This is a genomic window from Spongiactinospora sp. 9N601, from assembly GCF_044326295.1.
Classification (GTDB): domain Bacteria; phylum Actinomycetota; class Actinomycetes; order Streptosporangiales; family Streptosporangiaceae; genus Spongiactinospora; species Spongiactinospora gelatinilytica.
Genome location: NZ_JBIRBB010000015.1, coordinates 1 through 23,125, shown reverse-complemented (window position 1 = coordinate 23,125; position 23,125 = coordinate 1). Strand labels below are relative to the sequence as shown.

General features: G+C 70.9%; 20 protein-coding genes and 1 CRISPR repeat array. Of the genes, 7 read left to right on the top strand and 13 right to left on the bottom strand.

The window, feature by feature from the left end:
* The first annotated feature begins 78 nt into the window (after nucleotides 1-78).
* From ACH34R_RS31505 to ACH34R_RS31495, 3 genes are all read left to right on the top strand, one after another.
* Nucleotides 79-621: an RNA polymerase sigma factor gene (locus ACH34R_RS31505; RefSeq protein ID WP_397565201.1), complete on the top strand. Its 543-nt coding sequence runs from the start codon at nucleotides 79-81 to the stop codon at nucleotides 619-621.
* Nucleotides 618-1,472: a hypothetical protein gene (locus tag ACH34R_RS31500; protein WP_397565200.1), complete on the top strand. Its 855-nt coding sequence runs from the start codon at nucleotides 618-620 to the stop codon at nucleotides 1,470-1,472. Before ACH34R_RS31505 ends, ACH34R_RS31500 begins: the two co-directional genes overlap by 4 nt.
* Before the next feature lie 126 nt (nucleotides 1,473-1,598).
* Nucleotides 1,599-1,866: a CRISPR direct-repeat array (repeat unit 25 nt; unit sequence CCATCCCCGCGTACGCGGGGAGCAC).
* Between the two features lie 1,074 nt (nucleotides 1,867-2,940).
* The gene (locus ACH34R_RS31495; protein WP_397565199.1) at nucleotides 2,941-3,390 is read left to right on the top strand and encodes a CBS domain-containing protein; all 450 of its coding nucleotides are present in this window, start codon (nucleotides 2,941-2,943) and stop codon (nucleotides 3,388-3,390) included.
* On the opposite strand, the gene ACH34R_RS31490 is transcribed toward ACH34R_RS31495, so the two are convergent.
* The 5 genes from ACH34R_RS31490 to lhgO all read right to left on the bottom strand — a co-directional run bounded on the left by ACH34R_RS31490 (nucleotide 3,380) and on the right by lhgO (nucleotide 9,098).
* Nucleotides 3,380-4,906 carry a sensor histidine kinase gene (locus tag ACH34R_RS31490; protein ID WP_397565198.1) on the bottom strand — a complete coding sequence of 509 codons (1,527 nt, stop codon included), beginning with the start codon at nucleotides 4,904-4,906 and terminating at the stop codon, nucleotides 3,380-3,382. The genes ACH34R_RS31495 and ACH34R_RS31490 overlap by 11 nt on opposite strands.
* Nucleotides 4,881-5,597, bottom strand: coding sequence for a response regulator transcription factor (locus ACH34R_RS31485; RefSeq protein WP_397565197.1), 717 nt, complete (start codon nucleotides 5,595-5,597; stop codon nucleotides 4,881-4,883). Before ACH34R_RS31485 ends, ACH34R_RS31490 begins: the two co-directional genes overlap by 26 nt.
* Nucleotides 5,598-5,710: 113 nt before the next feature.
* Complete coding sequence (locus ACH34R_RS31480; RefSeq protein ID WP_397565196.1) at nucleotides 5,711-7,138, bottom strand: ATP-binding protein; 1,428 nt, start codon at nucleotides 7,136-7,138, stop codon at nucleotides 5,711-5,713.
* Nucleotides 7,138-7,842 (bottom strand): response regulator transcription factor, encoded by a 705-nt coding sequence (locus ACH34R_RS31475; RefSeq protein WP_111169914.1) that lies wholly within the window; start codon nucleotides 7,840-7,842, stop codon nucleotides 7,138-7,140. Before ACH34R_RS31475 ends, ACH34R_RS31480 begins: the two co-directional genes overlap by 1 nt.
* Before the next feature lie 71 nt (nucleotides 7,843-7,913).
* Nucleotides 7,914-9,098 carry an L-2-hydroxyglutarate oxidase gene (lhgO, locus tag ACH34R_RS31470; RefSeq protein ID WP_397565195.1) on the bottom strand — a complete coding sequence of 395 codons (1,185 nt, stop codon included), beginning with the start codon at nucleotides 9,096-9,098 and terminating at the stop codon, nucleotides 7,914-7,916.
* 65 nt (nucleotides 9,099-9,163) lie between these two features.
* On the opposite strand from lhgO, the gene ACH34R_RS31465 reads away from it, so the two are divergent.
* A complete protein-coding gene (locus ACH34R_RS31465; protein ID WP_397565194.1) occupies nucleotides 9,164-9,526 on the top strand; it encodes a hypothetical protein in 363 nt (120 codons plus the stop codon).
* Between the two features lie 9 nt (nucleotides 9,527-9,535).
* On the opposite strand, the gene ACH34R_RS31460 is transcribed toward ACH34R_RS31465, so the two are convergent.
* The 4 genes from ACH34R_RS31460 to ACH34R_RS31445 form a co-directional block, all read right to left on the bottom strand.
* Complete coding sequence (locus tag ACH34R_RS31460; RefSeq protein ID WP_397565193.1) at nucleotides 9,536-11,992, bottom strand: SCO7613 C-terminal domain-containing membrane protein; 2,457 nt, start codon at nucleotides 11,990-11,992, stop codon at nucleotides 9,536-9,538.
* A gap of 74 nt (nucleotides 11,993-12,066) precedes the next feature.
* Complete coding sequence (locus tag ACH34R_RS31455; RefSeq protein WP_397565192.1) at nucleotides 12,067-13,035, bottom strand: phosphotransferase; 969 nt, start codon at nucleotides 13,033-13,035, stop codon at nucleotides 12,067-12,069.
* 11 nt (nucleotides 13,036-13,046) lie between these two features.
* Nucleotides 13,047-16,286 carry an NACHT domain-containing protein gene (locus ACH34R_RS31450; protein ID WP_397565191.1) on the bottom strand — a complete coding sequence of 1,080 codons (3,240 nt, stop codon included), beginning with the start codon at nucleotides 16,284-16,286 and terminating at the stop codon, nucleotides 13,047-13,049.
* A gap of 55 nt (nucleotides 16,287-16,341) precedes the next feature.
* On the bottom strand, nucleotides 16,342-17,739 hold the full coding sequence (locus ACH34R_RS31445; RefSeq protein WP_397565190.1) for an MFS transporter: 1,398 nt from the start codon (nucleotides 17,737-17,739) through the stop codon (nucleotides 16,342-16,344).
* Between the two features lie 72 nt (nucleotides 17,740-17,811).
* Here ACH34R_RS31445 and ACH34R_RS31440 point away from each other — a divergent pair, with 72 nt between their 5' ends.
* Nucleotides 17,812-18,276, top strand: a complete 465-nt coding sequence (locus ACH34R_RS31440) for a MarR family winged helix-turn-helix transcriptional regulator (protein WP_397565189.1) — start codon at nucleotides 17,812-17,814, stop codon at nucleotides 18,274-18,276.
* 13 nt (nucleotides 18,277-18,289) lie between these two features.
* On the opposite strand, the gene ACH34R_RS31435 is transcribed toward ACH34R_RS31440, so the two are convergent.
* Nucleotides 18,290-18,637 (bottom strand): VOC family protein, encoded by a 348-nt coding sequence (locus ACH34R_RS31435; protein ID WP_397565188.1) that lies wholly within the window; start codon nucleotides 18,635-18,637, stop codon nucleotides 18,290-18,292.
* Between the two features lie 78 nt (nucleotides 18,638-18,715).
* Here ACH34R_RS31435 and ACH34R_RS31430 point away from each other — a divergent pair, with 78 nt between their 5' ends.
* Nucleotides 18,716-19,378 (top strand): GNAT family N-acetyltransferase, encoded by a 663-nt coding sequence (locus ACH34R_RS31430; RefSeq protein WP_397565187.1) that lies wholly within the window; start codon nucleotides 18,716-18,718, stop codon nucleotides 19,376-19,378.
* Here the strand turns inward: ACH34R_RS31430 and ACH34R_RS31425 are convergent, their stop codons facing one another.
* Both ACH34R_RS31425 and ACH34R_RS31420 read right to left on the bottom strand, forming a co-directional pair.
* The gene (locus ACH34R_RS31425; protein WP_397565186.1) at nucleotides 19,379-19,936 is read right to left on the bottom strand and encodes a DUF6506 family protein; all 558 of its coding nucleotides are present in this window, start codon (nucleotides 19,934-19,936) and stop codon (nucleotides 19,379-19,381) included. It lies immediately after the preceding gene.
* A 51-nt stretch (nucleotides 19,937-19,987) separates the two neighbouring features.
* The gene (locus ACH34R_RS31420) at nucleotides 19,988-20,632 is read right to left on the bottom strand and encodes a hypothetical protein (protein WP_397565185.1); all 645 of its coding nucleotides are present in this window, start codon (nucleotides 20,630-20,632) and stop codon (nucleotides 19,988-19,990) included.
* A gap of 169 nt (nucleotides 20,633-20,801) precedes the next feature.
* On the opposite strand from ACH34R_RS31420, the gene ACH34R_RS31415 reads away from it, so the two are divergent.
* Nucleotides 20,802-22,301, top strand: a complete 1,500-nt coding sequence (locus ACH34R_RS31415) for a vanadium-dependent haloperoxidase (RefSeq protein ID WP_397565184.1) — start codon at nucleotides 20,802-20,804, stop codon at nucleotides 22,299-22,301.
* A gap of 171 nt (nucleotides 22,302-22,472) precedes the next feature.
* Here the strand turns inward: ACH34R_RS31415 and ACH34R_RS31410 are convergent, their stop codons facing one another.
* Nucleotides 22,473-22,724: a hypothetical protein gene (locus tag ACH34R_RS31410; protein WP_397565183.1), complete on the bottom strand. Its 252-nt coding sequence runs from the start codon at nucleotides 22,722-22,724 to the stop codon at nucleotides 22,473-22,475.
* Between the last annotated feature and the right edge of the window lie 401 nt (nucleotides 22,725-23,125).

Below are 23,125 nucleotides of genomic sequence, written 5' to 3'. Positions count from 1 at the left end.
CTGTGGGGTGAAACGCTCGGAAAAGGTGCCGGACATGTACCGAGGTGTCCTGACATCTTGGTATGAGGAGCGTCATCTGTGACCCATCCCCCGGGCGCGCGAGATCGCTTTGAGGCGATCTATCACGCGTACTACCCGGCCATCCACCAGTACGCCGCCCGCCGTACCGGCTCGCCTGAGGACACGGCGGACGTGCTGTCCGAAACGTTCCTCACGGCGTGGCGGCGCATCGCCGACGTACCCGAGGGCGAGCAGGCACGCCTGTGGCTGTACGGCGTGGCCCGCCGCGTCCTGGCCAACCAGCGGCGCGCCCAGTCCCGGCGGGCCGGGCTGACCGAACGGCTCAAGGACGCGTCGGCCACGCGGCCTGCCTCCAGAGCCGATGGGCTCGACCATGTGCGGGAGGCGTTCGACGACCTTTCCGTCCGTGACCGCGAAGTGCTGGCGTTGGCCTGTTGGGAGGGGCTGAGCGGTCCGGAGATCGGCAAGGTACTCGGCTGTACGGGGACGGCGGCCCGCATCCGGTTGCACCGCGCGCGTAAGCGGCTGGCCAGGGCGTTGGGGCTGGCCACCGTCGAGGAAGGCCAGGCGATCGTGGAGCTGAGGGGAGAGAATCTGTGAGCAGAATCGACCGTATGGTGGCGGCCATCGACCCCGTTCCGCAGGCGGCGGAGCCTGGAGCGGAGGTGGCGGCGCTGTTCGAGACGATCGTCGCGACGCCGGTCAAGGGGGGGCGTCTGCGGCGGGTACGGCGGGCGGTGGTGATCCCTCTCGCGGCGGTACTGGGCGCGGTCGCCGTCGTGGTTGGACTGGCCTTCGTTCCTGCGGACGCGCCGATCGGCATCGCGCCGAACGCGGCACTGGCGTTCCAGCAGGTGGGGGACGACTGGGTCGTCACCGTCAAGGACCTTTACGCCGATCCTGAGCGCTTCACGTCCGAGTTCAAGGCGCGCGGGTTCGACATCGGGCTGTTCACCGCGCCGGGCTCGCCGAGCGTGGCGGGGCAGCTCGCGTTCTCTGAGACGGCGGAGGGCACGACGCCTGTGAAGGAGGAGTCGGTGGGGTGCGACTTGCCTGGCGGCGGATGCACGGTCTCGTTCCGGATTCCGGCGGACTTCAAGGGCCGTATACGGCTCGGCTTGGCTCGGCCGGCGCGGGCTGGTGAGCGGTACGAGTTTGCGGGGAGGGTGGATGCGGCGGGTGAGTTGCTGCATTGTGTGCGGTTTCGTGGCATGACGGTGGATGAGGTGCGGGCGGCGCTGGCCAAGCGGGGGGGTTCTATTGAGGAGTTCAGGGTGGGCGAGAAGTCGGAGGTGGCTCGGGAGGTGCCTGGGGGGTGGTACGTCGAGAGCGCGGTGCCGTGGGCACCGGGTCAGGTACTCGCCTGGGCACAGCCGGACCCGCCGCAGTTCACTCCCGAGGAGAAGGCGCAGATGAAGAAGGGCATGGCCGGATGCCCTGGGAGTGACTGAGTAGGGTTCGCCTGGGGCGAGTGGTACACGGTCGTGTCGGAAGAGACCAACGAGTGGTCGATCTCACGCGGTGCCCGTCCTCCACGAGCCCTCTGTGCTACAACCACCGCCCGTACCAGCCCCGGACCAACCCCGCGCGCGGGGAGCACCTTCTCCTTGTGTTCGGGGGTGAGGTAGCCGAGGGACCATCCCCGCGCACGCAGGGAGCACTTCAGGGCCAGCATGTCGGGCATGTAGCCCATGGGACCATCCCCGCGTACGCGGGGAGCACCCGGCCTCGGGGTCGTACTCGTACAGCAGGTCGGGCCCATCCCCGCGTACGCGGGGAGCACCTCCGGCTGGCCGACCGCAGCCCGCCTCTCACGGGACCATCCCCGCGTACGCGGGGAGCACCCTCGGTGACCTGCGGGTTTCCGTGGCGAGGTGAGGGATTTCGAGCACTTTAAGAGAAACGGACATTTCACCCACTCTCTGCAATATCCATGATGGCGGACTACAGAAAACGGTATCTCCCTAAGTCCCATTCAAGTGACAATTACAGGAAGCGGAGACTGCCCTTAATGGTGCGCGCTGGTGTGAGGTGGAGGGCAGGTGCCGGGCAGTGGTGGGCGGTCTTCGGGCAGGGTGCCTGGGTTCCCGATGTAGTCGGTGGCGCTAGCGTCGGGCGGAGCCCGACAGGAAGAAAGAACAGGCCGAGCGTCAGCGAGGTCGAATGCGCGCGAAGCGCGACCACCTTGGGCGAAGCCCGGCCACCTGCGCGGAGCGCGGCCCCGTGGGCGAAGCCCATCCAGCGCGCGAAGCGCGACCACCTTGGGCGAAGCCCGGCCACCTGCGCGGAGCGCGACCCCTCGGGCGAAGCCCATCCAGCGCGCGAAGCGCGACCCTTCGGGCGAAGCCCGGCCCTAAAGAACAGGCCGAGCGTCAGCGAGGTCGAATGCGCGCAGCGCGGCCCCTCGGGCGGAGCCCGCCCCTTGCGCGAAGCGCGACCCCTCGGGCGGAGCCCGGCCCTTGCGCGAAGCGCGACCACCTTGGGCGAAGCCCGTCCAACGTGCGGAGCACGACCCCTGGGCGAAGCCCGCTTGAGAAAGAACAGGCCGAGCGTCAGCGAGGGCGATTGCGCGCGAAGCGCGACCACCTTGGGCGGAGCCCGGCCACCTGCGCGGAGCGCGGCCCCTTGGGCGAAGCCCATCCAGCGCGCGCAGCGCGGCGCCTCGGGCGGAGCCCGGCCCCTGCGCGCGGAGCGCGGGCCGCCGTAGGCGGGGGCTGGGAAGGGCGCTTGTTGGCCGGTGCTGGAACGGCGAGGTACCACGGCGCACGCGAAACGCCGGGCACAAGGGGGCCACTGGCGGCGGTGGGCGGCGAGCACTGGGCTCTGCCGTACGACGTACCGACTCGGAAGCGCCAGGACCGCCGTCAAGAAGATGTAGATGCCGCACTAACCAGCAGCATTCGGTGTTACCTTCGCAGAGTGCGTGCTGCTGATCTGGTGGAGCCGTTCCCCACCGTCGGGATCGATGATGACGCGATGGACGCGGCACGGCTGATGGCCGAGCAGCGGCTGGTCGGGGTGATCGTGATGGACCCCGACGGGCGTCCGCATGCCATCCTCCCGGGCTCGCAGCTCCTACGGATGGTGGTGCCGCCCTACATTCAGGCCGACCCCGCGCTGGCCCGGGTGGTGGACGAGGGGCACGCCGACCAGATGTGCGCCAGGCTGGCCGGCAAACGCGTCCGTGACGTCCTGCCGGACGAGAAGATCAGCCTTGCCGTCGTGGAGCCCGACGCCACCGCGATGGAGATCGCCGCGCTGATGACCCAGTCGCACACCCCGCTGGTGGCGGTCCTCGACGGTGATCGTTACGTCGGCGCGATCACCGCGTCGGGCCTGTTCCGCCGCCTCCTGGCGGTCACCGCCTAGATCCCTCAGCGGCGTCCGGGAGAGCGGGGATCCGGAAGCGGAACACCGCCCCCCGCCCCGGCGCGCTGTCCACGCCGATGGTCCCCCCATGGGCCTCCACCAGGGCCGCCGCGATCGACAGCCCCAGCCCAGTACCGCCCTCACCCTCCGCCCGGCTACGCGACGGGTCCGCCCGGTAGAACCGCTCGAAGATCCGTTCCACATCGGGCGCGGCCAGCCCCGGCCCTTCGTCCGCGACCTCGACCACCGCCTCCCCCGCCGCCGAGACCCCCACCCGCACCACCACCGCCGCGTCCGCCGGAGTGTGCCTGAGCGCGTTCCCCACCAGGTTGCCCAGCACCTGCCGCAACCCCGCCTCATCCCCCGCCACCACCACGGGCCCGTCCCCCTCGTCCAGCCGTACCAGCTCCACCGGCCGCCCCGGGGCGAGCGTCTGGGCGTCCAGCACCGCGCCCGCCGCCAGGCTGAGCAGGTCCACCGGACGCCGTTCCAGCGGACGCCGCTGGTCGAGCCGGGCGAGCAGCAGCAGGTCGTCCACCAGTACGCCCATCCGCGCCGCCTCGTCCTCGATGCGCCGCAGCAGTGACCCCACGTCCCCCGCCGGGTTGTGCCGGTAGAACTCGGCGAAGCCCCTGATCGAGGTGAGCGGCGTACGCAGCTCGTGCGAGGCGTCCGCGACGAACCGCCGCATCCGTTCCTCCGAGCTCTGCGCCGCCGAGGCGGCCCGCCGGGCCGCGGTCTCCGACTCCGAACGGTCCCGCAGCGCCTTCTCGATCTGCGCGAGCATGCCGTTGACGGCTCTGCCCAGCCGCCCCATCTCGGTACGGCGGTGCCGGGGCGGCACCCGCCGCGACAGGTCGCCCCCGGCGATGGCCTCGGCGGTGCGTTCGATCTCGCCGAGCGGGCGCAGGCTCCGCCGTACCAGCCAGTGGCAGGCCAGCCCGAGGATCAGCAGTACGGCGCTGCCCGCCCCGGTGACGATGACGACGAGCCGGGAGACGGTCCGGTCGAGGTCGGCCAGGCTGACGGCGACGACCTTGCTCTCCCGGTACCGATCCACCACGGCCACCGCCCGCCACTGGGGGCCGCCCGGCTCGACCGATCCGACGCTGAACGGCCGGCCCTCGCGCCGGGCGAACTCGCCGGGGGTGAGGTGCGGCAGCGCGGGCCGGGACCCGTCGGTGGATTCGGCGATGGTCCGCGCCACGTTGCCCCCGGCGTCCATGACGACCATGTGGAACAGCCCGTAGAGCCGCTGCGGGCGGAGTTTGGGGGCCTCCGGCGGTTCGTCGCCGCCGCGGTCCAGCGGCTTGGTGGCGGCCCTGAGCTGGTGGTCCACCCGTTCCATCAGGTACGTGCGCAGCGACTGCACCGCGAACAGGCCGGTCAGCGCGATGGCGGCGGCGACCAGGACCAGCGTGCCGGCCACGAGCCGCGCCCACAGCGGCGTCCTGGCCAGGCGTCTCTTCAGCGCCAGGCGTCTCCGCAGCTCAGTGCCGGGGCGCGCGAAGGACATATCCGACCCCTCGCAGGGTGTGGATCAGCCGCGGCTCCACGTTGTCGATCTTCCGGCGCAGGTAGGAGACGTACGACTCGACCACCCCGGCGTCGCCGCCGAAGTCGTAGTTCCAGACGTGGTCGAGGATCTGGGCCTTGGACACCACACGCCCGGCGTTGGACATGAAGTAGTGCAGCAGCTTGAACTCCGTCGGCGACAGGCGTACCGGCTGCCCGGCCCGCTCGACGTGGTGGGCCTCCTCGTCCAGCATCAGGTCGGCGACCTGGAGGCGGGAGGGCAGCTCCAGGTCTCCCCGGGTGCGGCGGAGCACCGCGCGGATGCGCGCCACGACCTCCTCCAGGCTGAACGGCTTGGTCACGTAGTCGTCGCCGACGCCCAGGCCGTGGACCTTGTCGTCGGTGCCGTCGCGGGCGGTCAGGAACACCACGGGCATCCGCCGCCCGCCCGCGCGCAGCCGTTTGGCGACGGCGAAGCCGTCCAGGTCGGGGAGCATCACGTCGAGGACGACCAGGTCGGGCCGGACGCGTTCGGCGAGCGCCACGGCCTCGTGGCCGTCGGAGGCGGCGATCACCTCGAAACCGGAGTAGCGCAGGCTGGCCGACAGTAGTTCTCGGATGTTCGGTTCGTCGTCCACGACCAGCAGCCGCGCCTCGGGGGAACGGCCGGCGGCCGGTTCCTGCTCAGCCACCGAAATCGCCCGCCTTATTTGCTCGCACAAGCCCCCACTGTGCCGACGCCCGCTGGACCCAGGCTCAGCCGTCGCTGAGCGTTTGCTGACAGTCGCGCACGGCCGCACGCTCGTCAGTCGGAGGTGATGGGTTCCAGCGGAAGTTCCACGCGGAACGTCGCGCCGCGGCCCGGCTGGGAGGTGACCGACACCGTGCCGCCGTGCGCCTCGACGAGGGCGGCCACGATGGCCAGGCCGAGGCCGGTGCCGCCGTCGTTCTTGGCGGCCCGGGTGCGGGCGGTGTCGGCGCGGTAGAAGCGCTCGAAGACCCGCTCGATCTGCTCGGGCGCGAGGCCGGGACCCTCGTCGGCCACCTCCAGTACGGCCGAGCCGCGGTCGGCGCTGAGCCGCACGGTGATCGGGGTGCCGTCGGGGGTGTGGGTCAGCGCGTTGGTGACCAGGTTGGCGATCACCTGGCGCAGCCGTACTTCGTCGCCGCTGACGATCAGGGCCGCGCCGTCCACGGACAGGGTGAGTTCGCGGTCGGGGGCCAGGATGCGGGCGTCGTGAACGGCGTCGGCGGCCAGCGCGAGCAGGTCCACCGGGTCGGCGGCCAGCGGGCGTTGCCGGTCCAGCCGGGCGAGCAGCAGCAGGTCGTTCACCAGCAGGCCCATCCGGGCGGCCTCGTCCTCGACGCGGCGCAGCAGTACGGCGGGGTCGCCCTCCGGGTTTTGCCGGTAGAACTCGGCGAAGCCGCGGATGGAGGTCAGCGGGGTGCGCAGCTCGTGTGAGGCGTCGGCGACGAACCTGCGCATCTTCTCCTCCGAGCGCCGGGCCGCGGCCTCCGACGCCGATCGGGCCTGCATGGCGGCCTCGATCTGGGAGAGCATGCCGTTCAGGGCGCTGGCCAGGCGGCCGACCTCGGTGCGCGGTTCGACGTCGGGCACCCGGCGGCCCAGCTCACCGGCCGCGAACTCGGCGGCGGTGCGTTCGATCGCGGCGAGCGGGCGCAGGCTGCGCCGCACGATGGTGACGCCGACCCCGGCGAGGGTGAGCATCACTCCGCAGCCTCCAAGCACCTCGATCATGGCCAGCCGGCCGGTGATCTGGGTGACCTCGCTGAGGTCCATGGCCACCATGAGCGTACGGCGCTCCGCGTGGCCCACCGCGAACGCCTGGACCCGCCACCTGGCGTCGCCCGAGGTCGCGCCGACGGTGTGAGGGCCGAACACGCCGGACAGGCCGGACACGTCGGGCGGTGGCACGCCGCCGGTCTCCATGCCGTTGACGGTCAGCATCGTCCGGCCGTCGGGGCGGCGCAGCACGACCGTCACGTCGGCGGGCAGGCGGATGTTGGCCAGGGCCGAAAGGCCGCGTTCCATCCGGCGTTCGCCCTCGACGCCGAGCAGGTGGAGCTGGCCGTCCACCCGGTCCATCAGGTAGCTCTTCAGCACCGACACGCTGACCACGCCGATCAGCGTCAGCCCGAACGCCAGCAGCGCCAGCATGGCCGCGATCAGCTTGATCCGCAGCGGGGTCCGCCGGAACAGGTTCCGGACCATCAGGACAACGGGGGTACTCGCAGCACGTAACCGACACCGCGCAGGGTGTGGATGAGCCGCGGTTCGACGTTGTCCACCTTGCGGCGCAGCACCGAGACGTAGGACTCGACGATGGCGGCGTCGCCGCGGAAGTCGTAGTTCCACACGTGGTCGAGGATCTGGGCCTTGGACAGCACCCGCCCGGCGTTGGACATGAAGTAGTGCAGCAGCTTGAACTCCGTCGGCGACAGCGGCACCGGCCGGCCGCCGCGCCAGACCTCGTGGCTCTCTTCGTCGAGTTCGATGTCGGCGAAGGAGATGCGCGGCGGCGGCCCGGCCGGGTCGCCGCCGGTACGGCGGAGCACCGCCCGGATGCGCGCGATGACCTCCTCCAGGCTGAACGGCTTGGTCACGTAGTCGTCGCCGCCCAGCGTGAGGCCGCGGATCTTGTCCTCCACGGCGTCTCTGGCGGTCAGGAACACCACGGGGGTGTGCGTCCCGCCGCCGCGTAACCGGCGCACGACGTCGAAGCCGTCCATGTCGGGGAGCATGATGTCGAGCACGATCAGGTCGGGGCGGTGCCGCTGCACGGCGGACACCGCCTCCAGCCCGGCCTTGGCCGTGGCCACCTCGAAACCCGCGAACCGCAGGCTGGCGGCCAGCAGTTCGAGGATGTTCGGCTCGTCCTCGACGATCAGAAGTCGCGCTTCCGGCGAATCGGTCACTGCACTATCTTTGCCCGGTCGGGTGAGATTCCTGTTAAAACCACAGACTACGGGTCCCCAGAAGCACTAGGTCAGGGGACGACCTTGGCGATGTGCCGGGCGATGGCCAGGCTGGAGGTCGCGGCGGGCGAGGGCGCGTTGCGGATCAGCACCACCCGGCTGTGTACGTCGATGACGAAGTCGTCCACCAGCGAACCGTCCCTGCGCACCGCCTGGGCGCGCACCCCGCCGCTGGTCCGGACGAGATCGCCGCCGGTCAGCTCGGGCACGTAGCGCCGGGCCGCGGCCAGGAACGCCCGTTTGGCCAGCGAGCCGTACACCTCGCGCACGCCGGTACGCCAATGCCCGGCGGCCAGGCGCGCGGTGCCGGGGAAGGTCAGGATGCGGCGCAGGTCGTCCGGGCGGATCCGCCGCCAGGAGTAGCCCTCGTAGGCCAGCGCCATCACCGCGTTCGGCCCGACCAGCACCTCGCCGTCGATGCGGCGGGTCAGGTGGACCCCGAGGAACGGGTAGCGGGGGTCGGGGACAGGGTAGATCAGGCCGCGTACCAGGCTCTTGGCCGCGCCGGCCAGCGCGAAGTACTCACCGCGGAACGGGACGATCCGTACGTCGCCCGCCCGCCCGGCCATCCGCGCCACCGCGTCGGTGCCGAGGCCCGCGCACGACACCAGCCGGTCGAAGGCGAACCGCTCGCCCCCCGCCAGCACCCGTACCGTGTCACCGGACTCGCGCAGCGCCGTGACCGGGTGCCGCAGTTTCACCGAACCGCCCAGTTCGGTCACGTCGGCGGCGAGCCTGCGGGCCACCGCGGCGAAGTCGGCGATCGCGGTGTGCGGGGAGTGGACCGCGCCCACTCCCACCGCGTGCGGCTCGATCTCGCGCAGGCCGAGCGCGTCGACCTCGGCGACGTCCGGGACGCCGTTGGCCCTGGCCCGCTCGGCCAGCCCGCGCAGCGCCGCGCGCTCGCCCCGGTTGGCGGCGATCACCAGCTTGCCCACCTCGTCGTACGGCAGGGCGTGCTCGGCGCAGTACTCCCGCAGCAGGCCCACGCCCTCCCGGCACAACCGGGCCTTGAGCGAGCCCGGCGGGTAGTAGATGCCCGCGTGGACGACGCCGCTGTTGCGGCCGGTCTGGTGGACGGCGATCCCGGGCTCCTTGTCGAGCACGGTGACCTCCGCCCCGCGCGATCTCGCCAGCTCACGGGCAACCGCCAGACCCAGAATGCCCGCTCCGACCACTCCGATGCGTTCGCTCACGTCACGAAAGCTAGCGCCACCGGCGCGGGAACGCGATCGAACAGGAATTCGATTAATATGGTGGGGTGTATGTGCCACCTGACTGGCCGGAGGGGGTCCGCCCGCCCGGCAGCCCCGACTGGGAGACCTCGGCGGTCGCGTGGCTGCTCGACGCCGTGCCGCCCGACTACCGCTCCTACGGCGTGCTGCGCCGCCACCCGGTCGCGCTGTCCCGGATGGCCGTCCACCATGTGGGCGCGGCCATCGAGGCGGCCAGGGCAGGTTATCGCAACGCCGCGGTCGAGTTGAAGGACCACCTGCCGCCGCACGCCGTCGAGGCCGTGCTGGAGACCTACCGCCAGGAGGGGCCGCGCCTGGTCCGCCTGGCCGCCGCCATCGACCTGGTCGATCGGGCGCTGCGCGGAGAGCCGTTCGTGCCCCGGCTCTAGCCGGGTTCTCTAGCCGAGCCTGGCGAGGGCGTCGCGGAGCCTGCGTACGTCGCGCTTGCGCGCCTCGTACGTCGCGCCGATCGCCACCAGCAGCGCGCCGCCGACCGCGATCGGCACCCAGCGGGGCAGCAGCACCACCAGGTCGGAGATCCATGGCATCAGCTCGTTGATCCCCAGCACGGCGAGGGTGAAGCCGCCCTGCACCACCGGCGCCTGCATCCGCCACCGGGCCCCCGCCAGCAGTACGGCCAGCGATGCGCAGCCCAGCAGCAGCGGGCGCACCCAGCCGGGGTCGGACAGCGCGACGAGCAGGCTGGGCAGCATCGTGAACGCCAGGCCGGGGCCATAGGCCGACCACGACGACGGGCGAGAGCCCTCCGCGGCCCGCCTGACCCGCCACCATCCGAAACCGAGCAGCACCAGCGAGAACGGGGCCGTGTACGCCTCGACCGCGCCCACGTCCTCGGCCCACAGCCGCAGCCAGGTGGCGGCGAGCAGCAGGGCGGCGGCCGTCCGGAACGTCGGGTGGCGGCGGCGGTCGGGGCGCAGCGCGGTACCGGCGGCCAGTACCCCGGCCGCCGCGCACGAAAGGCTCATCAGCCGGGGGTCCGGAGCGGTCAGCAGGATCCCGGCCCCGGCGAGGACATATCCCCCGATCTCAGTGCCCAGCGTGCTTGTGCGAGCGGCGGTGAGGGCGGCCAGCGCGGCCACGGCCAGTACGGGGAAGGCCGCCTGCCCGCGCGGCAGCCCGGCGGAGATCCCCACGGCCAGCGCCTCCCCGCCGAGCAGTACGACGGCGGCTCCGGCCGCGGCGGGCCGTACGCCCGCCGCCCGCCCGGTCACCGCGACCGCCGCCGCGACGACGGCCAGCACCGGCAGCGCGGCGAGCGTGGCGGTCTCGTCGTTCAGCGCCCAGGCCGCCGCGTGGCAGGCGGCGAGCACCGCCACCACGCCGTAGAGCGGGGCCCGCCGGCCTTTCAGCCGCGCGACGGGCACCGCGAGGGCCGCGGTGAGCGCGACCACCACCGCCACGGCGGCCGGTTCCGGCAGCCGGAAGGCCACCGGGACGACCGCAAGCGCCACCGCCGCCGTGACGAGCGCGACCGGTTCGGCCCTGCGGTGGCGCGCCCGCACGATGAGCGCGGCGGCGGTGAGCAGGAGCAACGCGGCCGGCGCGGCGGTGGAGGCGGGCGGCCAGTCGATGCCCCAGATCAGCGCGGCGTGCTGCCAGGGCGACTCGACGGCCCGGCGCAGCGGCGCGACCAGCGTGGCGATCACCTCGGGGGCCATCGGCAGCAGCCACAGCGGGACGATGATCCCGGCCGTGACCGTGGCGGCCCGCCGTACGAGGGCGTCGGGGAGGGCGAACGTCCCGCCGCACAGCGCCAGCGAGACGACCATGCAGGCGACGAGCCGCCAGCCGACCGGCCCGCCGTCGGTGGCGTGACCCAGCAGCGTCGCGACGGCCACGGTGAACGCGACCACGGCGACGGCGGTCAGCACCCGCACCGCGTCCGGTGCCTTCTCCCCGCGGGCGAGAACGGACACGATGACCAAGATCCCGATGGCGGCGGCGGCCAGGAGGGCCGCCGGGGTCAGCGCCCGTGTGACGTCCTGCGCGATGGCCGCTTCGCTGTAGGCGGCCAGCAGCATGCCGAAACCGGCCGCCACCGCGCCGCAGACCGCCGCCGTCGCCTTGACCGCTGTCCCTCTCTGCCGGCGGTCCAGGTACATCCAGGCCAGCGTGTCGAGCGCGGCGGCCAGCAGGAACGCGGCGGCGATCCAGTCGCCGCCGGGCTTCAGCGCGGGCATGACCAGGACGCCCTGCGCGAACACCACGGCGCCCGGGGCGGCCAGCCGTACCCTGACCAGCCGTGCGTAACCGGCCAGCAGCGCCGCGATCAGTCCGCAGACCAGCGCGGTGTAGTAGGGGGCGGGCAGGGCGTCCGAACCGGCCAGGCCGACCTGCCTGGCCGCGTAGCCGTCCAGGACCATCAGCGCGACGCCGAACGCCGCCATCGTCTCGGCGGTCGCGGTCAGCCCGCGCCGCAGCAGTACGACCGGCGCGGCCAGTACCAGCGCGGTCAGCCCGGCGAGCACCGCGGCCCGTCCGCCGATGCCGAGATGTCCCCAGCTCACCACCGTGAAGACGAAGGCGGCGATGATGAGCAGCAGGCCGCCCAGCACGAGCAGCATGTTCTGGGTGGCTTGTACGGAAAGCTCCCGCCGAGGCGGGTTCGGTGGTGCGGGTGGTGCGGGCGACCGGCGGAGTACGGCCAGCAGTTCGGTACGGCGGGCCAGCAGACGGGCGCGTTCCCCGTCAAGCCCGGCGATGGCCACGTCCACCTGCCACAACTCATGCGCGACCGGCCCGCGCAACGGCAGCCCGCAACGCGGGCAGGCGTCAGCCGCCTGCTCCAGCGGCCCACCGCAACCAGGACATTTGCCGCCGTTCGCCTCCTGCATAGGAGCGAGCATGCCGCGTCCCGCTTGCAGTCCGCATGCGAAGATCTACCTAAGTCTTACCCGGGTCCTCGTACTCAGCCCGCGATCTCCACGATGTCCCCCGGCTCGAACAGGCTCAGGAACCCCTCCACCGCGTCTTGGCGGGCGGCGTCGCTCAGGCGGGGGTCGAGTACGACGCGTTCGCCGAACTCGGCGATGTCCCTGACGGCCCAGCCCGCGCGGTAGAAGGAGAGCAGACGTTCGTCGGGGACGGTGCTTTCGCCGTAGCCCTGGAAGAAGGCGGCGGTGTCGTCCTCGCTGACCAGGCCGGGGCCGATGCCCTTGATGACCAGCATGAGATCGCGTTCCCTGGGGGCGACGGCGGCCTCGTCCCAGTCGATGATCCAAAGGTTGTTCTGGTCGTCGATCAGGATGTTCCAGGTGTGCAGGTCACCGTGGGTGAGTACGACGGGCGGCTCCTCGGCGGCGAGCCTCGGGCCCATGGTGTCGGTGCGGCGGAGGAGGCCGTCGATGATCTCCTGGCGGGCGGCCCAGTGGGTGGCGAGTTCTTTGACGATGTCGTCCTGGGGGGTGCGCAGGGCTGTTTCGATGGCGGGGATCAGTTCTCGCCTGCCGGGGCGGTAGGTCTCGCGGTCGGCGGCCTGGATGAGTTCGGGGGTGAGGGGGGTGGCGTGGAGCCTGCTGATGGCCTCCCCGATCGTCCGCCAGTGCTCCGCCGACATGCCGACCTCGACGGCCGGGGCGGCGTCGAGGAGGGGGTAGAGGGCGAGCGCGAAGCCGTTGACGGTGGCGTAGGGCCTTCCGTCGATCGTACGGATCGGGGCGAGTACGTGTGGGATGTCCGAGAGCAACGCGGGTACGGCGGCGCCTGGCATATGGCCGTCTCCGGCACGGACCTTGAGGAAGTGGTCATCGGCGCGGAAGGACCAGGAGGCGGAGTCGTTGCCGAGGGGGAGGAATTCGAGGGTGGTGGGCCTGAGACCGAAGTGCGCGTCCAGGGTCTCTCGGATGGTCTCGTCAGGGAGATGAGGTGCGTCTCGCATCCCTCCTGACCCTATACAGGTACGGTCCTGACGCGCCCACCCAGCAGATGCTCGTTGACCACCCTCTGGCCCGCCCTCAGGGTGACGCGGAGGTCGGGCAGGCCAGCAAGCGGTGCAAGATCGATACCCTCCGCCACCCTGCCCAGATGGACCTGCATGAGGTGGGGAAGGTCTGCGAGCGGGGAAAGGTCCGCAACGCTTGGGAGATCGTTGAGCGAGAGTATGCGAAGTTCGGTCTGGTTTCGCAGTGGCCGGAGGTCGGTGACACCTCCGCCCAGGATCATTAGTTCGGCCAGCCGCAACGAGTCGAGTCCTGCGAGATCAGCCACGCCGGGCACCTCCGCCAAGGTCAGATCCTTCAGGGAGGGGCAGGCGACGGCGATGCTCGCAGTGTCACCGATCCACACTCGGGCTAGCCGGAGCGTTGTCAGGTGGGTCATGTCCGCCAGGGCGGACACGTCGATCGACGCGCTGCCATAGAGGGAGAGCGAGTGGAGTTGGACCTGCCGGGCCAATGGCCCAAGGTCCTGCCCTTCCTGCATGTCGAGCCCGAGCGTGCGCAGGCGAGGAAGCCGATCGAGGAACGACAGGTCCCCGTCGTATGGTCCCCAGAGAAAGAAGCCCCAAAGGCGGGAAAGCCGCTCCAGCGGCCTCCAGTCGATCCGGCGATGCTCCAGCAACCTGATCGAGAGGTGTTCCAGGTCGCCGAGTTCCGCGAGAGGGGCGATGTTCTCCATGCTGCCGGCGGTCAATGTGAGAGACCGCAGCCGTGGACTATCGGTGAGAATGCTCAGGTCCGAGACCGGCGCCATCACCTGCAACTTGGTGAGGTTCGGGAGTCGTTCCAGATGACGGAGGTGCCGATGCCCGTGAAGGGTCACGGCGTTGCCGAGCGGCGCTTGAGCCAGCACCCGTGTGGCATACGCCGCCGAGTCGAAGTAGTCCCACCCCGCAACGAGCTGCCCCTGGACATCCCATCGGCCATCGAGTGCGTAGCGACTCAGCTTCTCCATCGCCTGGTCACCGTTGATCAGCCAGGCCGTTCGCACGAGGAAGGCCGCCCGCTTCTCCGACAGGCCCCGCAGATCGTCGGGCAACCGGCGTAGCATCTCCTCCCCCACCGCTGCCAGCAGCCTCGTCTCCTCCTCATTCTTCGGGGGGATCACCGCCGCAACGCACGCGTCGATCCGGTCGCGCAGGTCCATCGGATACTCCTGGATCGACTCCAGGCATCCGGCCACCACCAGCCTGAGCCGCCGCCTGTGCCGTTCTCCGTCGGCGCGGTCCAGCAGGCCCGCGAGCAGGTCGCGTCGCAGCCGCCCCGTCGCGTGGCCCGCCGTCATGATGACGACCTCGCGCCACTGGTCCAGGTGCGCCCGGTCCACAACGGCGTCGATGTCCTCGTCCTCGACGACCTGTTTCGCCGCCAGGTACTCCTGCACGGTCTTGTGCACGAAGTCGATCCGCCCCGGTACCGGCTCCCGGATCACCCCGCTTCTGCGCAACAGATGGTCCAGTACCTCCTCCGCCGAGTGCGGCATCCGGGTCATCGCCGCGAGCTTCTGCGCCACCAACTTGAGCGCCGTCGCCTTGGACAGCTCCGACCGCCCCATCGACACCAGCCGCCAGGCCAGTTGCCGCAGCACCCACTCCTTCTGCCCCTGGTCCAGCGAGACGACATCATCGATCCCCCGCTCGGCGTCCCGCCGTTCCAGCAGCATCGCGAGCACCGCCTCGTACAGCGCCATCCGGCGGTGCGGCAGTTGCCCGCGGCGGTCCAAATTCAACGCGCACAACATGGCCGCGAGCAGCGGCGTCGCCGCCAGCAGCCGCAGGTGCGGGTTGCTCTCCAGCCGGGACAGCAGCCGCCCCTCATGAGCCTCCAACTCATCCGGGGCGCACGGCAGGCTCGGCGAGTCGCGGATGGCGATGTGCCACTGGCGGATGAGTTCGCGCAGGTCCTCGGGTGTCATCGGTTCGAGAAGCGCGCTGGAGAAGCCGTCGTCGGCGAGCCATCGGGACTCGGCGGCGGCCGGGCGGGAGGTGACCACGATCCGCAGGCCGGGGTAGGCGGCCAGCAGCCCACCCAGCCACTGCCGGACGGCCGGGCGATGCCGCACGACCAGCTCGTCAACGCCGTCCACGAGCAGCAAGCCGCGCCCGAGTTCGAGTACCCGTTCTACCCACCCGCGCGGCATCCGCCCCGCGACCTCACGCGCCACGTCGTCCAGGAAGCTCTCCGGGGCCGGGAACCGGCCGTGCGCGTGACTGCGGAGTTTGATCATGAACGGTACGCAGCCGTTCCACTCCGCCAGCTCGCCGGTGAACCCGCCGCGCGCCGCCGTCACCGCGAGCCAGCGCAGCAGCGTGCTCTTGCCCGACCCCGCCTCCCCGCGCAGCAACGTCAGCCGGGAACGCCCCAAAGCCTCCTCGATGCGCACGTTGCCCGGCTTCCGCTCGCCGTCCTCCCGTAGCGAGGCGATCGGCATCCGGTCCAGCGGCGTACGTCGTACCGGGTCACCGGACGACACGCTCAAGCTGATGTACGCGACGCTGAGCGAAGTACGCGGGCGGTAGGTCTCCACCCGCACCCCGAACAGCTCCACCTCGTCCAGCACCCGGCTGACGTGGTCCAAGTAGCGGCGCTCGAAGGCCGCGTCGTCCTGGCGGCCCTCGGGGGCGTCCAGCGAGCGCACCGGCATGCGGGCGAGCAGGCGGTCCATCTGCTCAGCGAGGCCGCCGAGCCGGCCCAGCGACTCGGTCGCCACCCGCGGGAGGTACTGCGGCAGTTGCTGGACCATCCGCACCACGCACTCCAGCGACTCGGCCAGCAGCACCGCGAAAAGCCGGTCCTCGGCCTCGCCCAGGTTCGGCGCGGGGAGGGCGTCGGCCACGCGTTCGGCCAGCTTGACGGCGTCGCCGTCGGCGGCCAGCAGCGCCGCGTCGGACAGGTCGGCCGCGCGCAGGGCGTCGGTGACCTCGGCCAGTACGGCGGCGCGCGCCCCCTCGTCCAGCCCCCGGTACTCCTGCTCGATCAACGGCCGGAGCCGGTCCTCCACCGCCAGCGCGATACCCTCGACCTGGTTTTCGAATTTCCGCCGCAGCATCCGGTCCCGGAAGGTGACCTGGACGAGTTCGGTGAGGTCGGATTCGCGTTCGGTACGCCCGGCGCGCACCGCCAGCCACTCCCGGACCGCCCGCTCCGCCACCGCCTTGCCCACGCTCGCCACGACCGCTTCCACGCCCGCCATGCTCCGATCATGCCGCCGCCACCGGGCCTGCGGGCGCGAATCGAACGACCTGGGTTCAGGCGGCGGGGACCAGGTTGCGGTTCAGCAGCCCGAACACGAACGCGAACACCGCTGCGACCACCGCGCCCACCGCCGCGACCGCGAACACCCACTGGTAGCCCGGCTCGCCCGGCAGCGAGGCGAGGACGGCTGCGATCGCCGCGCCCGCCATGCTGCCGCCCATGAGGCGGACCAGCGCGTTGATGCCGGCGGCGAGCGCCGTGCTGGCCGGGTCCACGTGCTCCACCGCCATCGTGCCGAGGGCCGCGTAGCCGATGCCGAGACCGATGCCGAGCAGGCCGGACGCCAGGTAGAAGTCGGTGCCGGTGTCGTGCGAGAGCACCAGCCACAGAGCGCCCACCGCGACGATCAGCGACCCGGCGCCGACCATCGTGGAGGCCGCGAAGCGGCGCATCAGTTGCCCCGAGAACAGCGAGATGACCAGCATGAACAGCGTGTTCGGCAGCAGGAAGAAGCCGACTTGGAGGGTGGTGGCGCCGAGCCCGTACCCCGTGGCGGCAGGGGTCTGGGCGAAGTTCGACATCCCGGTCACGACCGTGAAGAAGGAGAAGCCGAGCAGGAGTGAGGCCACCGTCGCGCCGACCGTGCCGCGGTGGGTCAGCATCGCCAGTTCGACCAGAGGTTCGGCGACCCGGCGTTCGATGGCCACCCAGACCACCGCCGCCACCACGGCGACCGCGAACAGCCCGAGCACGCCCGGCGACGTCCAGCCCCAGGAGCCCCCCTGGCTGATCGCCAGCAGCAGCGCCACCAGCGCGATGGTCAATACCAGCGCGCCGGGCAGGTCGGGACGGCCGCGGCGCACCGGGGCGGGGTCCTTGACCAGGAACGCGACCAGGACCCCGGCCACGGCCCCGCTGCCGCCGATGATCCAGAACAGCGCCTGGTAGTCGCCGGCGACCAGGCCCGCGAGGATCATCCCGCCGCCGCCGCCGAATCCCATGGTGGCGCTGAGCACGCCGATGCCGGTGGCCAGTTGGTGGCGCGGCAGCAACGACCTGGCCAGCCCGATCGACAGCGGCAGCAGGGGGGAGACGAAGCCCTGGAGCATCCGTCCGGCGAGCAGCCAGGGCAGGGACGTGGCCAGCGCGGCCACCACCGAGCCGATCACCAACAGAGTGAGCGCGCCGAGGATGACCGTGCGCCTTCCGTACATGTCGCCGAGCTTGGACAGCAGCGGCATGGCGACCGCGCTGACCAGCAGGCCAAGGGTGAGCGCCCAGGTGACGGCGGGCAGGCTGGTGTGGAGTTCACGTTGCAGCACCGGCAGGAGAGGGAGGATCGCGGTGCTCTGCACGGCGATGATGGACGTCGCGAAGGCCAGGGTGACCATGGCGGGCCATGGGCTGCCGCCGGCTGTGGCGCGGCGCTCGGGCGCGGTGACTGTCGCCACGAAAGACTCCTTTTAGGTAACTTGGGTAAGTAACAAGGGACGATGATACATACCTAAGTTAGGTAAGCAATAGTGGGCTACGATCTGTTCACGACCGTGGCGGCCTTCCGTCGCCTGGTGACCATGTTCAAGCGCGCCAGAACCACCGAGCCGCTGTCCGACGCCGCGGGAGTCCGGATCGATCGCCCGGACGCGGAGATCCTTGTCCACCTGCTCGAAGCGGGCGAACCCCGCAGGATCGGCGCCATCGCCGACGCCCTTCAGGTGGAAAGCCCCCACATCACCCGGCACGTCTGCGCCCTCGAACGACGTGGCCTGCTGGAACGCGTCCGCGACCCCGGCGACGGCCGGGCCTGGCGGATCAACCTGACCTCGCAGGGCCTGGGCACCGCCGAACAATGCAGACGGTTCACCGCCAAATGGATCGGCGCGGCGCTCGCCGAATGGTCCGATTCCGACCGGGCCGAGCTACAGCGGCTGCTGGTCAAGCTCGCCGACGACGTGAGCAACAAGATGCACCACACCGCTGTGAACTGACCATCCCCGTGGGTCAGCGGTGGCCGACGACGTTGACGACGCGGCCGTTCGGGTCGCGGACGAAGAACCGGCGTACTCCCCACGGCTCGTCCCGCAGCGCGTGGACGACCTCCGCGCCGGACGCGAGCACGTCCGCGTAGACGGCGTCCACGTCATCGACCTCGACGCTCATGTCCGGCTGCGCGGGCGCGGTCTCGTCCCTGGTCATGAGGATCACCTGAGCGGTGGGGTTGTCCGGGGAGGCGAGGGTCACCACCCAGCCCAGGTTCATCACCTCGGTGAACCCCAGCCGGCGGTAGAACGCGCGGCTCTCGTCCATCGCCTCGGTGGTGATGTCGGGCACTGCCCTGCGGATGCTCATACCGTCCATCCTCTCCCCCGGCTTCCGGCTCACGGAAAACCGGGTGCGGGATGGCGGGGGGCGGCCGGAGAATGGCGCATGCTCTCCGACCACTGGCCGCTGCTGGGACTGCGCGTCCGCACCTCCCGGCTTGAGCTGCGCCCGCCCACCGAGGACGACCTGGCCGCGCTGGCCGACGTGGCCGCCCAGGGCATCCATGAGCCGGGCCGCAGCCCGTTCCTCAACTCCTGGGCCGACCGGACCCCCGCCGAGCGGGCCCAGGAGTTCCTGCGCCGCCACTGGCGGCACCTTGGGTCCTGGAGCCCGTCCGACTGGGCGCTCGGCCTGGCCGTCTTCGAGTCCGGCCGGCCGGTCGGCATGCAGCACGCGCACGCCAAGGAGTTCGCGGTGCTGGGCGAGGTGCTGACCGGGTCGTGGCTGGGGCGGGAGTTCCAGGGGCGCGGGATCGGTACCGAGATGCGCTCCGCCGTACTCCACCTGGCCTTCGCGGGCCTCGACGCCGCGTACGCGGTCTCTGAGACCTTCGCCGACAACCCGGCCGCCCTGGCGATCTCCCGCAAACTCGGCTACCGCGCGGACGGCGTGGCCCGCTACGCCGTGGACGGCAACGCCCGGATGTCGGAGCGCTTCCGGATGAGCCGCGCCCAATGGGAGGCCACCGACCGTCCCCAGGTCACCATCGCCGGCCTGGACCCCTGCCTGGCCATGTTCGGCATCGAACGCGGCCGGGCACGGGCCTGATCACGTGTGCGCGGCGAGGCCGACGGGGATCTTCGCGTCGACCGCCTCGATCACCCGGGCGGCCCCGGCCGGGGTGAAGCCCCCGTACAGCTCGATGAGTTCGATGCCTTCCGACGCCAGCAGGTCGGCGGCGACCTCAGGGGCGGCCGACTCCTCCGGCACGGCCACGAACAGCGCCCGCCCGCCCTCGTGCTCCCGCACCTCACGATCGGCCTGCGGATCGGTACCGGGCACGATGATGATGAAGGCGGCCGTCATCGGCTCGCCCGCCTCCGCGCGCGCCTTGTAGGCGGCCACGCTGGTCAGCGACTCCATCCCGAACAGCGCCAGCCCGACCGGCACCCGGCCCGCGACCGCCTCGACCACCGGAACGGCGGCCAGCGGCCCGAACCCACCGCACAACTCAATCGATTCGACCCCATCGGCCAGCAGACCGGGCACGGCCCGCGCGGCCTCGGCGGGATCCGCGACGCCCACGATCACCGTCCGTCCCGTGTCCTTGGCCAGGACCACAGGGTCCATGGGGTCAAGGTTGATGATCACCCTCTGATCGCCCATCTGCCGCTCCTCATCTCGCCCGACAACGGAGGCCATTCGGGAAAGGCTCGGTCATTCGTTTTCCGCCGCGTCCGGCCAGTACGGAACCGACCGCCCGGCCGCCGCCACGATCGCCGCGCCGTCCACACTCACAATGTTCAAACCGACGCCCCCGGCGGGCCATTCCACGCCGAGCTCGAATGCCTCGGCCGGCGGTAACGGCCAGAGCCACAGCCCTACCCGCATGACACCCGCGTCCTCGCCACCGCTACGCATCGACATCCCGCCGAACAGTAGCGAGAGCTCCGGCGGGCGCGGTGGTTCCTGCGGAAGCGCCGATCTGTCGAAACGCTGGCCGACGGTGCTCGCCTTGGTGCCGTCACCGAACCGCACCCCGAACCGCAGCAACTGGTCGGGCAGTCGCTTGGCTCTCGCCCCGGCGATCATATGCGGAAACAGCGACATCTGAAGCGCCTGATAATCATCGGGGGACAATGCGCCGCGCCGCGTGACGATGTCCACCTCGATCAGGCCCCCGGTGCTGAACGCCCAGATCGTCGGCGCCGTGATCACGACATTCGGCGAACGGGCCAGAGTCAGACCACTGACCATCACCGCGCCCATCTCTTCGTCGGGCGGCGCGTACCAACCTGGCAGCCCTGGCCGGGGCGGAGGGTCTGCTGCTTCTGGCATTTCGGGCTGAGGCTCGAAGAACATACCTCTAACCTACGTAATGCCCTCCGAAAGCGGGCGGCGGGAAATCAGCACCGTGTCCTATGTCGTCCTATGTCAGTCAGATCAATTGTGATCGCCATTGGCGCGGCACATAATGAGGCGGTCGCGTATCCTCGCGCCCACCGGCCCCGGCCCCCGACTGGAGGCCATGATGTCCTCCCGGCGACAACTCCTCAAAGGCGCCGTCGCGGGCGGTGCACTGCTCCCGGCCGCCGCGCTCGACCGCCTGGTCAGCGGTACGGCCCACGCGGACCACGCCTCGGCGGCCGTTCCGTTCGACTTCGACACCGGAAACGCCATCCGCGAGGTGGTCATCCCCGCCGAACTGCCCCTGTTCCTGTCCACCGGGGTCAGTGGCAGCGATGTCTCGCTCTTTCTGCGGCACGCTGTGGTCCTGAACAACGCCTGGTTCGACTCGACCGCGCCATATCACCCCACGGCCATCGGGGTCGCGTCAAACCTGGGCCGCAGGCCCGCATCCGAGGGCAGGACGAACCGCAACCGCAACATCGCCATCATGTACGCCAGCTTCCGCATCCTCAGCACGGAAATGCCACGGTTCCGCGCACACTGGCGCGACATGATGACATCGGTCGGCCTGAATCCCGACGACACCGCCGAGAACACCACGACGCCCGCCGGCATCGGCAACAAGGCCGGAAATTCGGTGCTGGCCGCCCGGCTGCGTGACGGCATGAACCAACTCGGGGACGAAGGCGGCAGAAAGTACAACCGGCAGCCCTACGCCGACTATCTGGGATACCGTCCGGTCAACACGGCGCATGTTCTGCACAACCCGTCCCGCTGGCAGCCGAACATCGTCACCGAGGGCAACGGCATCTTCCGGGCGCAGGAGTTCGTCACGCCGCAACTGGCCGTCACCCGCCCATATTCCTACCGAAATCCCCAGCGCTTCGAGGTGCCCCCGCCGGAAAACAGCGACTGGACGCGCAACCGGCAGGGCTACAAACGGCAGACGGACGAGATCCTGAAGGCATCCGCCGAACTGACCGATGCGACAAAGCTGCTCGCGGAGCAGTTCGACGACAAGTTCAAGGCGTACCCGCCGACCGTATGGCACATCGCCGACACCCGCGGGTACACGCTGGAGCGGTACATCGCCCTCAACTTCCTGGTCAACGTCGCCATTTTCGACGCGGCCATCGCCGTGTGGCATTTCAAGCGGCGCTATGACGCGGTGCGGCCGTTCAGCGCGGTCCGGTTCCTCTACGGCGACCAGAACGTGACCGCCTGGGGCGGCCCGGGGCAGGGGACGGTCAGCGACATCAAGGGGAAGGAGTGGCGTAGCTACATCGAAACGCGCGACCATCCCGAATACCCCTCGACCTCATCGGCACTCTCCTTCGCCCACGCCCAGGCCGCCCGCCGGTTCACCGGGACCGACGAACTCGGCTTCTCGGTCACCTTCGCCCCGGGCGGCTCCGTCATCGAACCCGGCCTCACCCCACGGCGGCAGACCACCCTGGCCTGGGACACCTGGACCGAGTGGGCGCGAGACTGCGCACGCAGCAGACTCCTGGGCGGCGTCCACTTCCCCGACTCCCTCGCCGCGGGCAGCAGACTCGGCCGGCCCATCGGCGACCTCGCCTACGAGTTCGTAGCCGCACACCTTCGCGGCGAGACACCATGATCGCGTCCGCTCCGGGCACAAGGCGCGGACGGGCACGGCGGGGCGGGGCGGCGACGGTCACCGGGCTTGCCGTACCAAGACCACCGCACAGGCCCCACCTAGGGCGGGGCCACAGCTCACCGCCCAGACAGCTCGCCCGCCGGATGTCAATAACGTTCGTGGTCAATACACCTAGACCGCACCGGGTCGTGGCACAGCCCCTGGTGAGCGGCCTTCCACGATCAGGGTGCCGACGTGATCCGCATCCGGCGCCGGTTCGACCCGAACGCCGTAGCTGCCCGGCACAGCGGGAGCATGAGAGAACACCACCCTGCCGCCCGGCGTGAGCCGTAGCCGTACCAGCGGACCACAGCCGATCTCCAGGTACGCGACGGCCTGCCCGAACGCGCGGGTCACCATGATGGTGTCCCACAACCCGATCACTGACCAAGAGCGCAATCTGCCGGACGGTCGTGTCGGTGCGTGTTCAAGGGAGTACGCCAGGCTCGATGTGGAGTTTCCGCGATCTCATCTTGTGGTGCCGTTTCGGGAGACTGTGCGGCGGGTTTCTTGGCCGAGCCGGTGGCGCGAGCGTCGCGCGGAGCCCGACACAAAGAAATACGGCTGAGCGGAGCGAAGGCCGTTGGGTGCGCGGAGCGCGGCCCTTGCCGGAGGGGGGAGGGGTTAGCGGGATTGGCGGGCGATCAAGGTGATGATGGCGATGGCGGCGAGGGCCAGGACGGCGCCGAGGGTGATCTGGCCTGGGGAGAACCCGTCCGCGGGGGATGACGCCGCCGCCGGGGAGGCCGCTGGGGTGGATCGGCGGGCCGGGGCGGGGGTGGGGG